Origin of the sequence: Bradyrhizobium sp. AZCC 2230 (genome assembly GCF_036924495.1) — a bacterium.
Lineage (GTDB): Bacteria > Pseudomonadota > Alphaproteobacteria > Rhizobiales > Xanthobacteraceae > Bradyrhizobium > Bradyrhizobium rifense.
The window spans coordinates 6,925,842-6,939,085 of the sequence record NZ_JAZHRS010000001.1 but is presented as its reverse complement, the minus strand read 5'-3'; the positions used below and the strand labels follow the sequence as shown (position 1 = coordinate 6,939,085).

At 63.3% G+C, this 13,244-nt stretch carries 14 protein-coding genes; 7 read left to right on the top strand and 7 right to left on the bottom strand.

All coding sequences use genetic code 11. The annotated features are described in order from the left end of the window. Window positions 1–31 precede the first annotated feature (31 nt). The 6 genes from V1280_RS33125 to V1280_RS33100 form a co-directional block, all read right to left on the bottom strand. On the bottom strand, window positions 32–1,231 hold the full coding sequence (locus V1280_RS33125) for an ABC transporter substrate-binding protein (protein WP_334534461.1): 1,200 nt from the start codon (window positions 1,229–1,231) through the stop codon (window positions 32–34). A gap of 73 nt (window positions 1,232–1,304) precedes the next feature. Beyond that, window positions 1,305–3,143 carry an AMP-dependent synthetase/ligase gene (locus V1280_RS33120; protein WP_334534458.1) on the bottom strand — a complete coding sequence of 613 codons (1,839 nt, stop codon included), beginning with the start codon at window positions 3,141–3,143 and terminating at the stop codon, window positions 1,305–1,307. A gap of 50 nt (window positions 3,144–3,193) precedes the next feature. Next, window positions 3,194–3,982, bottom strand: a complete 789-nt coding sequence (locus V1280_RS33115; RefSeq protein ID WP_334534455.1) for an ABC transporter ATP-binding protein — start codon at window positions 3,980–3,982, stop codon at window positions 3,194–3,196. A gap of 3 nt (window positions 3,983–3,985) precedes the next feature. After that, window positions 3,986–4,744, bottom strand: a complete 759-nt coding sequence (locus tag V1280_RS33110; protein WP_334534452.1) for an ABC transporter ATP-binding protein — start codon at window positions 4,742–4,744, stop codon at window positions 3,986–3,988. Next, window positions 4,741–5,892, bottom strand: a complete 1,152-nt coding sequence (locus V1280_RS33105; RefSeq protein WP_334534449.1) for a branched-chain amino acid ABC transporter permease — start codon at window positions 5,890–5,892, stop codon at window positions 4,741–4,743. Before V1280_RS33105 ends, V1280_RS33110 begins: the two co-directional genes overlap by 4 nt. A 4-nt stretch (window positions 5,893–5,896) precedes the next feature. Next, window positions 5,897–6,772 (bottom strand): branched-chain amino acid ABC transporter permease, encoded by an 876-nt coding sequence (locus V1280_RS33100; protein ID WP_148769990.1) that lies wholly within the window; start codon window positions 6,770–6,772, stop codon window positions 5,897–5,899. 274 nt (window positions 6,773–7,046) lie between these two features. Here V1280_RS33100 and V1280_RS33095 point away from each other — a divergent pair, with 274 nt between their 5' ends. From V1280_RS33095 to V1280_RS33065, 7 genes are all read left to right on the top strand, one after another. Continuing rightward, window positions 7,047–7,796: an ABC transporter ATP-binding protein gene (locus V1280_RS33095; protein ID WP_334538478.1), complete on the top strand. Its 750-nt coding sequence runs from the start codon at window positions 7,047–7,049 to the stop codon at window positions 7,794–7,796. Then, window positions 7,793–9,319 (top strand): permease, encoded by a 1,527-nt coding sequence (locus V1280_RS33090; RefSeq protein ID WP_334534441.1) that lies wholly within the window; start codon window positions 7,793–7,795, stop codon window positions 9,317–9,319. The genes V1280_RS33095 and V1280_RS33090 overlap by 4 nt, the downstream gene beginning before the upstream one ends. 76 nt (window positions 9,320–9,395) lie before the next feature. Beyond that, complete coding sequence (locus V1280_RS33085; RefSeq protein ID WP_334534438.1) at window positions 9,396–9,650, top strand: AbrB/MazE/SpoVT family DNA-binding domain-containing protein; 255 nt, start codon at window positions 9,396–9,398, stop codon at window positions 9,648–9,650. Continuing rightward, entirely contained in the window at window positions 9,647–10,051 is a 405-nt protein-coding gene (locus V1280_RS33080) for a type II toxin-antitoxin system VapC family toxin (protein WP_334534435.1), read from the top strand. The genes V1280_RS33085 and V1280_RS33080 overlap by 4 nt, the downstream gene beginning before the upstream one ends. Window positions 10,052–10,110: 59 nt before the next feature. Further along, a complete protein-coding gene (locus V1280_RS33075; protein WP_334534432.1) occupies window positions 10,111–10,929 on the top strand; it encodes an MBL fold metallo-hydrolase in 819 nt (272 codons plus the stop codon). A 65-nt stretch (window positions 10,930–10,994) separates the two neighbouring features. Then, window positions 10,995–11,516, top strand: coding sequence for a hypothetical protein (locus V1280_RS33070; RefSeq protein ID WP_334534430.1), 522 nt, complete (start codon window positions 10,995–10,997; stop codon window positions 11,514–11,516). A gap of 110 nt (window positions 11,517–11,626) precedes the next feature. Beyond that, complete coding sequence (locus V1280_RS33065) at window positions 11,627–12,679, top strand: amidohydrolase family protein (protein WP_334534427.1); 1,053 nt, start codon at window positions 11,627–11,629, stop codon at window positions 12,677–12,679. 85 nt (window positions 12,680–12,764) lie between these two features. On the opposite strand, the gene V1280_RS33060 is transcribed toward V1280_RS33065, so the two are convergent. Next, complete coding sequence (locus V1280_RS33060; RefSeq protein ID WP_334534424.1) at window positions 12,765–13,220, bottom strand: cupin domain-containing protein; 456 nt, start codon at window positions 13,218–13,220, stop codon at window positions 12,765–12,767. Window positions 13,221–13,244: the final 24 nt, after the last annotated feature.

Sequence of the window (13,244 nt, the reverse complement as noted above, 5' to 3'; positions counted from 1 at the left end):
GGAGAGGGTGCACCGTCCGCGCGGCGAAAAATCAAAACATCAGATTGTCCTTCACCAGCACCCAGCGGCCGCCCTTGACCTGCTGCACCTGGGTGATGGTGTTGGCGAGGTGGTCGGTCTTGGAGAATTTGGTCGGCGGCGAGTTGAAGATGTCGAGGAATTTTTCGCCGGACTCGAGTGAATCAAGCATCTTCTGCCCGGTCAAATCCTTGCCCGCCTTGTCCGCATAGAAGGCGAACGTCGTCACCGCATTGTAGCCGATGATCGCCTGGGTATTGGCGTCGGTGCCGAACATCTTCTTGTAGTTGATCAGCCAGTCGTGGACCTTGCCCTTGGCGGTGTCCTCATAGGGGATCTCGAAGCCCGAGGCCGCATAGAGGCCCTCGACCGCCTCCTTGCCCAGCGTCGGCACCTCCAGCACGTTGGTCGGCGTGGCGCCGAGGAAAGTGACGTCCCAGCCGAGCTTCCTGGCCTCGCCCATCGCGCCGATGGTCTCGCGGATCACGGTGCCGAGCACGACGAGGTCGCAGCCGTCGGACTTCATCTTGGCCACTTGCGCGCTGAAATCGGACGCGCCGCGCTTGTAGCTCGTGATCGAGGCGGGCTGCAGCTTCATCGCGGCAAGCTGCTGGTTGAAGCCGTCGAGCACGTTCTTTCCGTACTCGTCGTCCTGATGCATGATGCAGGGTTTCTGAAAACCTTTCCACTCCACCATGTATTTCAGCGCGGCGCGGGTGCTCTCGACGTAGGGCAGCAGATTGTTGAACTTGAGCCGCTCCTGCGGCTTGGCCGGGTCGAATTTGAAGGTGAACTCGGCGGCCGTCAGCGGAAACAGCTGCAGCACGCCGGCGTCGAACAGGATGTCCTGCGCGGCCAGTGTCGGCGCCGACCCCATCGAGCCGATCATGACGAAGATCTTGTCGCGCTCGACCATCTTCTGCGAGGCCAGCACGCCCTTCTTCGGATCGTAGCCGTTGTCCTCGAGGATCATCCTGATCTTGCGGCCCTGGATGCCGCCGGCCGCATTGATCTCCTCGACGGCCATCTTCATGCCGTTGGAGACCGGCACACCCCAGACCTTGATCGGACCCGACAGATCCTGATGGGTGCCGATGACGATCTCGCCCGCCGAGATGCCCTCATTTGTGACCTTGGTTTGCGCCGCGGCCGGCAGACAGGTGAGCGCCACCGCACCCACAGCAAGGCCGAACGCTCTCAACGATTTCGACATTGACGTCTCCTCCTCAGGCCCATGTTGCACGAAGGGCGTGGCCATCGCTCCTTCGCTGTTTTCCAAGCGAGACTCAGGCGACCGCGCGCGCGAGATACATCGCGTCGATCTCGACGGCGTAGCGCTTGTTCACGAAATTGCGCTTCAGCTTCATGGTCGGCGTCAGCTCCTCGTCCTCCGGGGTGAGCTGGCGTTCGATCAGGTAGAACCTCTTGATGGTCTCGACGCGCGCGAAGTTCGCGTTGACGCCTTCGATCTCGTGCCAGATCAGGTCCTGGATTTCGCTAGCCCGGCACAGGCTGGCGTAATTGGTGAAGGGGATGTCGTGGTCCTGGGCGAATTTCTCGACATTCTCCTGGTCGATCATCACGAGACAGGTGAGATAGGGCCGCTTGTCGCCGATCACGACGGCATCGGAAATGTACGGCGAGAATTTGAGCTGGTTCTCGATCTCCGAGGGCGTGATGTTCTTGCCGCCGGAGGTGATGATGATGTCCTTCATCCGGTCGGAGATGCGGACGAAACCTTCGTTGTCGATGGTGCCGACGTCGCCGGTGCGCAGCCAGCCGCGGGGATCGATGGTCTCCGCCGTCTTCTCCGGCTGGTTCAGATAGCCCATGAACAGGAAGTCGCCCTTGATCAGAATTTCGCCGTCGGGCGACAGCGAGACCTCTCCCCAGGGCACCGCCGTGCCGACCGAGCCGAGCTTGATGCGCGATCCCGGCATCATGGTCGCGACGCCACAGTTCTCGGTCTGGCCGTAGACCTCGTGGATGTCGATGCCGAGCGCGAGATACCAGCGGATCAGATCCGGTGCGATTGGCGCAGCACCGGTGAAGGCGATGCGACAGCGGTCGAGCCCGATCATGCGGCGGATGTTGCGGAAGGCGAGCTGGTAGGCGACGCGGTTGGCAACACGCAACGCCAGCGACGGCGCCTTGCCCTCGATCCGGCAATCGACCATGCGGTAGCCGATCGCGATGGCGCGGCGATAGACCCATTGCTGGAGCGGCGTCGCATCCTTCAGCGCGATGGTGATGGCGGAATAGAATTTTTCCCAGATGCGCGGCACCGCGAGGAACACGGTCGGCTGCACCTCGCGTAAGTTGTCCGGTACGGTCTCCGGGCTCTCGGCAAAATTCATCACCGAACCGAGCGCGACCGAGATGTAGTAGCCGCCGATGCGCTCGGCGACGTGGCAGAGCGGCAGGAAGATCAGCCGGTCCTCGTCCTCGCGCGCCGGAATGAAGTCGTTGGCGTGCCGCATCTGGTGCGTGACGCTGCGGTTGGCGTGCATCGCGCCCTTGGGCGGGCCGGTGGTGCCGGATGTGTAGACCAGCACCGCAAGATCTTCCGCCTGAGGGCCGTTGATCATCTCCTGCCACAGCGCCTCGCGCCCGGCCATGTGGTTGCGGCCGAGCGCGCGGAACGCGTCGAGCGACATCACCATGTCGTCGGAAAAGCCGCTGAGGCCCTCCATGTCGAACACGACGATCCGTTGCAGGCTGGGACAGCGCGCGCGGCAGGCGAGGATCTTGTCGAGCTGCTCCTCGTCCTCGGCGAAGATCACCCGCGTCGCGGAATCATTGACGAGATATTCGACCTGGGCCGACGCGTCGGTGGGATAGATTCCGGACGAGACCCCGCCGGCACACAGGATACCCATGTCGGCGTAGATCCATTCGGGCACGGCGTTGGCGATGATCGAGGCGACGTCGCCCGGCCTGAAGCCGATCGCATGGAGGGCGTAGGCGATCTCCTTCGAGATCCGCAGCCATTCGCGCCAGCTCGTCGGCTGCCAGATGCCGAATGTCTTCTCGCGGATCGCAGGCCTGTCGCCGCGCACCTCTGCGGCGCGCAAAAAGCTCCTCGCGATCGTATCAGCGACCGTCAGCACCGCCGGTCGGGCCATGCGTGTCTCCTCGTTGCCGCTCTAACGCGAACCCTTCATCGCCAAGTTTTTCACCGCCAGGTCTTCTTCTTTTTCCAGCGCCGCTCGCCGCGTGCACCAGCTTCCTTGGCGCCAAGGTAGAACTCCTGGATGTCCTGGGAATGCATCAAGCGGTCGCAGCTGTCGTTCATCACGACGCGGCCGATCTCCAGCACGTAGCCGTAATGCGCCGTCTCCAGCGCCACGCGCGCATTTTGCTCGACCAGCAGGATCGACATGCCCTGCTCCTCGTTGACGCGGCGGATGATGGTGAAGATCTCCTTCACCAGGATCGGCGACAGGCCGAGCGAGGGCTCGTCGAGCAGCAGCAGCGTCGGCCGGTTCATCAGCGCGCGGCCGATCGCGAGCATCTGCTGCTCACCGCCAGAGAGCTGGCCGGCCGGCTGGTTGATGCGTTCCTTCAGCCGCGGGAAATAGCCGTAGACCCGCTCCAGATCCTCCGCGACGCCGTCGCGATCGCTGCGCGGATAGGCGCCCATCATCAAATTCTCGCGCACCGAGAGGAACGGGAACACCTCGCGCCCCTCAGGCACATGGCTGAGGCCGAGCCGCACGATGCGATCGGCCTCCATGCGCTGGATCGGCTTGCCCATGAACTCGATCGAGCCCTTTTGCGGATCGAGAATGCCGGAGATGGTCTTCAGCACCGTGGTCTTGCCGGCGCCGTTGGCCCCGAGCAGCGTGACGATGCGGCCGCGCGGCACCTCCAGCGAGATGCCGCGGATCGCCATGATCGGCCCGTAATAGCTCTCGATGTTGGAGAGCTTTAAGATGATGTCGGGCGCAGCGGTCGCATCCATGCATCACGCTCCCAGATACGCTGCGACGACGTCGGGATGCTGCTGAACCTCGGCCGGCGAGCCCATCGCCAATACGCGGCCGTAGTTCAGCGCGATGACGCGGTCCGAGACGCGGTTGACCAGCGTCATGTCGTGCTCGACCATCAGGACGGTCACGCCGAGCTCGTTCTTCAAGTCGCGGATCCAGAACGACATGTCGTCGGTCTCCTCGACGTTGAGGCCGGAGGACGGCTCGTCGAGCAGGATCAGTTTTGGTTCCGAGCAGAGCGCGCGTGCGAGCTCAATGACCTTGCGCACACCGTAAGGCAGGCCCGAGATCAGTTTATCACGGTACGGCTCGAGATCGAGGAACTCGATGACCTGCTCGACCCGGCGGCGGTGCACCTTCTCGTTGGCGCGCACACTCGGCAGGAACAGCAGCTCCTGCCAGAGCTGCGTGGTGGAATGCCGGTGGCGCCCGACCAAAAGGTTGGACAGCACGGTCGCATTCTCGAACAGCTCGATGTTCTGGAAGGTCCGGGCGATGCCCAGCCTGGCGATGTCGTAAGGCGGCTCTTCGGTGATGTCCTGGTCCTCGAAGAAGATGCGGCCCGAGGTCGGCCGGTAGATCCGCGAGATCAGGTTGAAGATCGAGCTCTTGCCCGCACCGTTCGGCCCGATGATCGAGAGGATCTCACCCTTCTCGACCGCAAACGACACCGCATCGACGGCCTTGAGGCCCCCGAAATGCAGCGACAAATTCTCGGCGCGGAAATAGCTCATCGGTTCCGCTCCGACTTCACGTAGATCTTCTGCCGCTTGAAGGTCGCGCGCTTGTAGAGCGGGAACAGCTGGAAGAAGAGCTTGATCTTCAGCCAGCGGCCGTAGATGCCGAGCGGCTCGAACAGCACGAACAGCATGATGATGATGCCATAAATCGCGCCCTTCAGCCCGTTCAGCGAGGCAAAGGCCGCGACCTTGGACTGGACGTTTGCCGCGGTCGCCGTGCCCGCGCCGAACGTCGCGGCGATACCGGCGATGATGCCGGGCATGTCGTCCTTGAGGTAAGTCAGGAACGGATCGATCATCACGATGAAGATCGCGCCCAGCACAGCGCCATGCAGGCTGAAGGTGCCGCCGATCAGGATCACCATGATGAACTCGATCGAGAGCTGCAGCGTGAACATCTCAGGCGAGATGAAGGACAGCTTGTGTGCGAACAGCACGCCGGCAAAGCCGGTGATCGCCGCCGAGATCGCAAAGGACTTCACCTTGTAGAGCGCGACGTTGACGCCCATGCTGCGCGCTGCTGTCTCTGAGTCCCGGATCGCGACGAAGGCGCGGCCCGTCGGCGAGCGCAGGAGGTTGAGCGTGCCGACGATGGTCAGTACCAACACCGCAAGGCAGAGGAAATAGAAGGTCGGGCTGTCGCGCGAGACGGTGACACCGAGCAGCGACACCGCCTTGACCCGCAGACCCTCATTGCCATTGGTGACGCTTTCCCAGCGCGCCAGAATCTCCTCGACGATGAAGGCGAACGAGATGGTGGCGATGACGAGATAGATACCTTGCAGCCGCAGCGCCGGAAAGCCGACCAGCGCGCCGATGCAACCGGTCAGGACGCCGGCCGCGAGGAAATAGACCGGGAACGGTACATTATACTTCTGCAAATAGGCGGCTGTGTAGGCACCGATCGCGAGGAACGCTGCGTGGCCGAGCGAGGCCTGCCCGGTAAAGCCGGTCAGGATCATCAGCGCCACGCCGACAGTTGCATAGATGCAGACGAACACGAGCTGGCTCATCAGATAGCTGGAGAGCACGTAAGGCGCGATCAGCAGCACGGCAAGCAAGAGGCCGTAGGAGACGAGATAGCCGGAATGCGGGAAGAGCCTGATGTCGTCCTCATAGTCGGTCTTGAACAGGAAGCGCATGCGCTCAGACCTTCTTGCGGGCGTGAAGGCCGAACAGGCCTTCGGGCTTCAGCAGCAGCACGGCCAGCAGCACGAGGTAGGGCGCGACGTCCTTCCAGCCCTCCGCCAGATAGAACCCGGCCATGCTCTCGATCACGCCGATCAGTACGCCGCCAACGACGGCGCCGGGGATCGAGCCGAAGCCGCCGAGCACGGCGGCCGGAAACGCCTTCAGGCCAAGCACGAGGCCGACATTGGAGTGAATGAAAGTGATCGGCGCCAGCAGCACGCCGGCACAGGTCGCGACCGCTGCACTGATCGCCCAGACGATCGAGACCACGCGCTTGACCGGGATGCCCATGTAGTAGGCCGCCAACATGTTCTCGGAGCTGGCGCGCATCGCGGTGCCGAGCGTGGTCTTGTTGAAGAACAGCCAGAGCAGCGCACACAGGATAACGGTCGCCGCGATCACCGAGAGCTTGTCATGGGCGAGCACCAACGAGCCGATGCGCAGCACGCCCTGGCTGAACGGCGTCTCGATCTTGAAATCGTCGGTACCCCAGATCATGCCGGCGACCGAGCGCAGGAAATAGCCGAGGCCGATGGTGGCCATGATGATGGAGAATTGCGGATAGCCGAGGATCGGCCGCACCACGATCCGCTCCGCCAGCATGCCGAACAGCGCCATGGCGGCCACCGCCCCGGCAAAGCCGATCCAGTAGTTCAGGCCCATCATGCCGATGAAGGTGAAGGCGAAGAAGCCGCCCAGCATCATCAGATCGCCCTGGGCGAAATTGACGACCTCGGTGGCCTTGTAGACCAGCACGAAGCCGAGCGCGATCAGGCCGTAGACGCAGCCGAGCGCAACACCGCTGACCAGCTGCTGAACGAAATCCAGCATCGCCGCGTCCTCCCGATGCAACCAGCGGTTCTTGACGACCGCCTTGCCGCATCTTGTGTCCAGCCGCTACGCAGTCGTTTCGCCGCGTGAGCTGCCATTTGTCCCGACGCCAATTCAGCCTGAACGCCCGAGCCCTGTCAACAAACGGTGACTTGTTAGGTATCTTGCCTTTAGTCCAAGACGGATGCCGGAATTTGCGGCAGCGCGATTCACCGTGCCGAAACATCTTCGGGTCATGGTCGCGACCGATGCAAAACCGGATGGTGTGGCCGTCATGAAGCCGGACAGCTCGGCGCTCGAAGTTTTGGGGTTAACGAAGCGTTTTGACCGTTTGGCGGTCGATAGCCTCGATCTCACCATCCATGCCGGTGAATTCTATGCGCTGGTCGGCCCCAACGGTGCCGGCAAGACCACCACTTTACGCATGGTCGCAGGCCTGTTGCGGCCCGACGACGGCGGCGTGTCGATCTTCGGCATCGATGCGCTCAAGAATCCGGTCGCGGCCAAGCAGGTGATGGCGTGGGTGTCCGACGAGCCCATGATCTATGACAAGCTGACGCCGCTTGAGTACCTCGAATTCGTCGCCGGCCTCTGGGGCATCGCGCCATCGGTCTCGAAACCGGTCGCCGAGGAACTCCTGAGCTCGCTCGGGCTCGAACCGCACCGGCACGAACGCTGCGAAGGGTTCTCCAAGGGCATGCGCCAGAAGGTGGCGCTTGCCGGTGCGCTGGTGCACGATCCCCGCCTGATCATCCTCGACGAGCCGCTGACCGGCCTCGACGCCGTCTCCGCCCGCCATGTGAAGGGCCTGTTGAGCGAGCGCGTTCAGGCCGGCTGCACCATCATCATGACCACACATATTCTCGAGGTGGCCGAGCGCATGGCCGACCGCATCGGCGTGATCGCCGCCGGCCGCCTGGTCGCCGAGGGCACGCTGACCGAGCTGCGCCAGCAAAACGGCCATGCCGACACCAGCCTCGAAGACCTCTTCATCGCACTGGTGACGCTCCAGGAAGCGGCATGAGCTCGGCGACCGCCCTTTCGTGGTTTGCCCGTCACGAGCTTCGGCTCGCCTGGCGCGAATGGTTCGCCATGATGACGGGCGGCCGGCGCAGGCGCGCCCGCGCCGCCGTGATCGGTCTGCTGTTCTTCGCCGCGCTGCTGCATGTGCCGGCCTGGGCCGTGATCGGCCGCTTCGCCAATCTGCAACTGCCGCTCGACAAATCCTCGCTGATCGTGATCTCGGCGACGATCTTTCTCGCCTGGACCTTGATGCTGTCGCAAGCGATCGAATCCGTGACGCGGGTATTTTACGCCCGCGCCGATCTCGATCTCATCATGTCCTCACCGGCGACGCTCGCCAATCTGTTCTCGGTGCGCATCGCCGCGATTGCGCTGACCGTGACGACCATGGCGCTGCTGTTCTCGACGCCCTTCATCGACGTGCTGGTGATCGGCGGCGGCGCGCGGTGGCTTGCCGCCTTCGGCGTCGTCATCGCGATGGGTCTGTCAGCCGCGGCGATCGCGATTGCCATCACCATCGCCTTGTTTCGCCTGATCGGCCCGGCGCGCACGCGCTTCGTGGCCCAGATCCTGGCTGCGATCATCGGCGCGGGTTTTGTGATCGCGCTCCAGGTTGCGGCGATCATCTCCTACGGCACGCTGTCGCGCTTCACTATCCTGACATCGGGCACCCTCGCCGCCCACGCGCCCGACATCGACAGCATCTGGTGGTGGCCGGCGCGGGCGACCATGGGCGACAGCGAGGCGCTGCTGCTGCTCCTCGCACTCGGGCTGGTGCTGCTCGGATGCGTCATGGCGATCTTCTCGGGCCGCTTCGCCGACACGGCGATCGACGCTGCCGCCTACGGCACTTCCAGCCGCAAGCGCGCGAAGGAGCGTCCGTTCCGAGGTGGATCGCGGCAACAGGCGTTGCGGCGCAAGGAATTCGTGCTGCTCTGTCGCGATCCCTGGCTGATCTCGCAGACGCTGATGCAGCTGCTCTATCTGGTGCCGCCGGCGCTGCTGCTCTGGCGCAGCTTTGGCGACAGTTCAGCGGCGCTGACGCTGATCTCGCCTGTCATCGTGATGGCCGCGGGTCAGCTCGCCGGTGGACTCGCCTGGCTGACGATCTCGGGCGAGGACGCGCCCGATCTGGTCGCGACCGCGCCGTTGACGCCCACGAGCGTCATCCACGCCAAGATCGAGGTGGTGCTGATCGCGATCGCCGTCATCTTCAGCCCGCTGGTGGCCGCGCTGGTTTTCGCCTCGCCATTCCAGGCCGCGGTCACGGCCGCCATGATCATCGTCAGTGCGGCCTCCGCCACCGCGATCCAGCTCTGGTTCCGCGTCCAGGCCCGGCGCAGCCAATTCCGCCGCCGCCAAACCTCGTCGCGGCTTGCCACCTTTGCCGAAGCCTTCTCCTCGATCGGCTGGGCCGCGACCGCCGCACTGCTGCTCACGCTGCCCACCGCCGGCATCGTCAGCGGCCTGATCACCGCGGGCCTCGTGGCGATGACCTGGAAGTTCAGCCCAAGGCGGGAGTGAGATATCTCGGCTCGGTCCACTTGAAAGTAAGGCTAAGTTGCCTTACTTTTAGGTGACATCAATCATCGAGTTTCCTATGGGCACACTCACCGTCACGGCAAAGGGCCAGGTTACTTTGCGGAAGGATCTCCTGGATCACCTCGGCGTGCATCCGGGCGACAAGATCTCGATAGAAAAGCTCCCGGGGGGGCGAGTTGAGGTGAAGGCAGCTCGGCCGACCGGAAAGATTTCGGACGCCTTCGGCTTCCTGAAAGGAAAAACGAACGGTCGATCGCTATCTATCGAAGAAATGAATGAGATCATTGCTGACGGCTGGGCCGGCAAGCGATGAAGATAACAGCCGACACCAACGTCCTGGTACGGGTTCTGGTCGGGGATAACGCCGAACAGAGCAAGGCGGCCGAAGCCCTTCTCAAGAAGGCAGACGTCGTCGCCATCTCAATTTCCGCATTATGCGAATTGGTCTGGGTCCTCTCGCGAGGCTACAAAACTTCCGCTGTGAATATCGCGGCTTCGATCCGGCACTTGATCAATGCTTCCAATGCGGTCGTCGACCGGCCGGCAGCCGAAGCTGGATTGGCGCTCCTTGATGCCGGGGGCGATTTCGCCGATGGCATCATCGCCCACGAAGGCAACTGGCTTGGAGCCGACACTTTCGTATCCTTCGACAAGAAGGCCGTGAAGCTGATTGGGGCAAACGGCGGATTGGCGCGGCTGGCCGGCACCACATGACGCGAGGATAATTCGTAGATACACTCAACAGATCGTCGATGAGCGGCGGACGGTTCTGCATGTTTCGGTTATTGCTGACGGCTTTTGCATTTCTCGGTTGGCTGGCTACACCTGCCCTCGCCCAGCAGCAGCCACCTCAACGCAGCGAATGCCTGGCGATGGCGAACGCTGCGCCCCGCGCGATGCCGGTCGCCTTCCAGCAGGCGGCCGCTGCGGCCGAGGTCGAGATCACCTATGCCGGCCACTCCACCTATTTCATCGACACGCCGGGCGGGGTGCGCATCGCGACCGACTACAGCGGCGCCTATCAGGTCGGCCGGCTGCCCGATGTCGTCACCATGAACCGGGCCCACAGCACCCACTTTTCGCTCAATCCCGACAAGCGCATTCCCCATGTGCTGCATGGCTGGGGCGAGGACGGCAAGCCGGCCCTTGTGTCGGAGCGGATCGGCGACACCTTCATCCGCAACGTCACGACCGACATTCGCCGCTACTTTGGTGACGATTCCGGAACGGACATGATCCGCGACGGCAATTCGATCTTCATCTTCGAGGTCGCAGGCCTCTGCATCGGCCATCTCGGCCATTTGCACCACAAGCTCGATGACAGCCATTTCGCCCAGATCGGGCGGCTCGACATCGTCATGGTGCCGATCGACGGCACCTACACCATGTCGCTCGACGGGGTCTCGGAGATCACCAAGCGTCTGCGCGCCTCCGTAGTGCTGCCGATGCACCGCTTCGCAACCCCGCTCGACGAGTTCATGCGCCTGATCGGGCAACAGTTCGAGATTGACCGCCGCACCGAGCGTTCGTTGCGGATATCGCGGGATACGCTGCCGACGACGCCGACGGTAATCATACTCGACGGGGTCTGACGCGCAATTTTCTCCAAGTCGGCTGCCGGCTGGTCGTGCTGATCTCCTTGCAACAGGAGATCGACATGACCGACTTTGCGAGATTGTTGCACGCGGACGGACCCAACCCCGAGCACGCGGCGGCGCTTCAGCTCTATGGCCGCTTCGTCGGCGACTGGGACGCCGAGATCACGGCCCGAGACGCCGACGGAACGAAACACACTGCGCCCGGCGAAATCCATTTCGGCTGGGTGCTGGAAGGACGCGCGGTGCAGGACGTCTGGATCATTCCCCGCCCAGCCGGTGCGCCCGCCTTTCCGATCGCTGGTAATTGGTACGGCACGACGCTGCGCGTTTATGATCCCTCCATTTCCGCATGGCGGATTTCCTGGTTCGATCCCGGGCGCGGTGTGTTCCGTCAGCAGATCGGTCGTTCGCGCGGCGAGGACATCGTGCAGGAAGGCACGACCGAGGCCGGCGAGCTCACGCGCTGGAGTTTCGTTGAAATCACAGATGATTCCTTTCACTGGCTCGGTGAGGTCAAACCCGCCACGGCCGCCGATTGGCGGCTGGTGGTGGATGTGAGGGCGACGCGGCGCAAGGGGTGACGACGATCTCGCCGTGCTCGCGATGACGGGTGCGGTTGCGCAAGGCGCGCTGCTGCATGATGAGATGAGGTGCTAGGCTCCCGCCATAAAAACAGAGGGAGCAAACGTCGATGGCTGCAAGCGGTCTGCCCGCCAACACCAGCGGGCTATTCGTCGAGCCGCGCGAGGACTGGCTCGCGCAATATCAGGAAGAGATCATCGATCCCGCGCGGCCGATCGTCGATCCGCATCATCATCTCTGGAATCGCGGCCATCGTTATCTGATCGAGGAGATGGCCGCCGACATCGCCTCCGGCCACAACATCATCGCCACCGTCTATGTCGATTGCCGCTCGATGTACCGTGCGCATGGGCCCGAGGCGTTCCGGCCCGTCGGGGAGGTCGAGTTCGCCAACGGCGTCGCTGCGATGGGCGCGAGCGGCGGATACGGCAAGGCTGCGATCTGCGCCGGCATTGTCAGCCATGTGAACCTGCTGCTCGGCGACGCCGCCAAGCCGGTGCTGGAGGCGGAGATCGCCGCCGGCAACGGTCGCTTCCGCGGCATCCGGCATTCATCCGCCTGGGACAAGGACCCCGTTGTCGCCGGCATGTACGCCAACAGGCCGAAGGGACTGTTGCAGGATCCGGCCTTCCGCAAGGGCTTTGCCTGCCTTGCACCCCTGAACCTCAGCTTCGATGCCTGGCTGTTTCATCCGCAGATCGGCGAGCTGACCGAGCTGGCGCGCGCCTTTCCCGATACCAGGATCGTGCTCGATCATTGCGGCGGCCCGGCCGGCGTCGGCCGCTTCGCCGGACGGCGCGAGGAGGTGTTTCCGCAGTGGCGCGCCTCGATCCAGGAGATCGCGAAGTGCGAGAACGTGGTCGTGAAGCTCGGCGGGCTCGCGATGTGCCTGCTCGGCTACGACTTCCATCTGCGTCCCAAACCGCCGTCATCCGAAGAGCTCGCCGCGGCGTGGAAGCCCTATATCGAAACCTGCATCGAGGCGTTCGGCGTGCGGCGCGCGATGTTCGAAAGCAATTTCCCGCCGGACAAGGGTCAGTGCAGCTACCAGGTGATCTTCAACGCCTTCAAGCGCATCGCAGCACCCCTGAGCGAGACGGAGAAGACGGCGCTGTTCTCGCAGACCGCGACCGATGTCTACCGGCTCGAACTGCCGTCATGACGCGAAAGAGGGGCCGGGATGTTGGTCCCGCCCCCTCTTCCGTCGTGGCCGCTGGGAAGCGTCCTTTAAAGAGATGATAAAGAGACTAGCCGGCACCCATCAGGGTTGCGGGGCGGCGCTCGCCGGGCGAGAGGAACATCCGCTTCAGCTTATTGACGACGCGGATCATGAAGCCGATGACGGCCGGGTTGGTCTTGCGGCAGAAGGCGATCTTCTTGACGTGGCCTTCGACATGCCATTTGGCATGCGCGCCGTCGCGGAAGAAGACGACGTCGCCGACGCCGTAGCGCTTCGGCGGCATGCCGTCGCTTTCGAGCACGATCGATCCTTCCAGGATCATGATCGTCTCGTCGAAATCATAGTACCAGTTGAAGCGGCCTTCGGTGCAGGACCAGATGATGGTCGAGGAGGTGCCGTCCGAGCTGGTCGAGAGGATGTGCGAGCGCGAGACCGGATTGCCCTCGATGATCCAGGCCGGCTCGATCGGCCGCGGCTCCAGATCCACGTTGCAACTACCGATTTCAATCAATGCCCGCGACATCTGCTTCCCCAGAAGGTAATATGA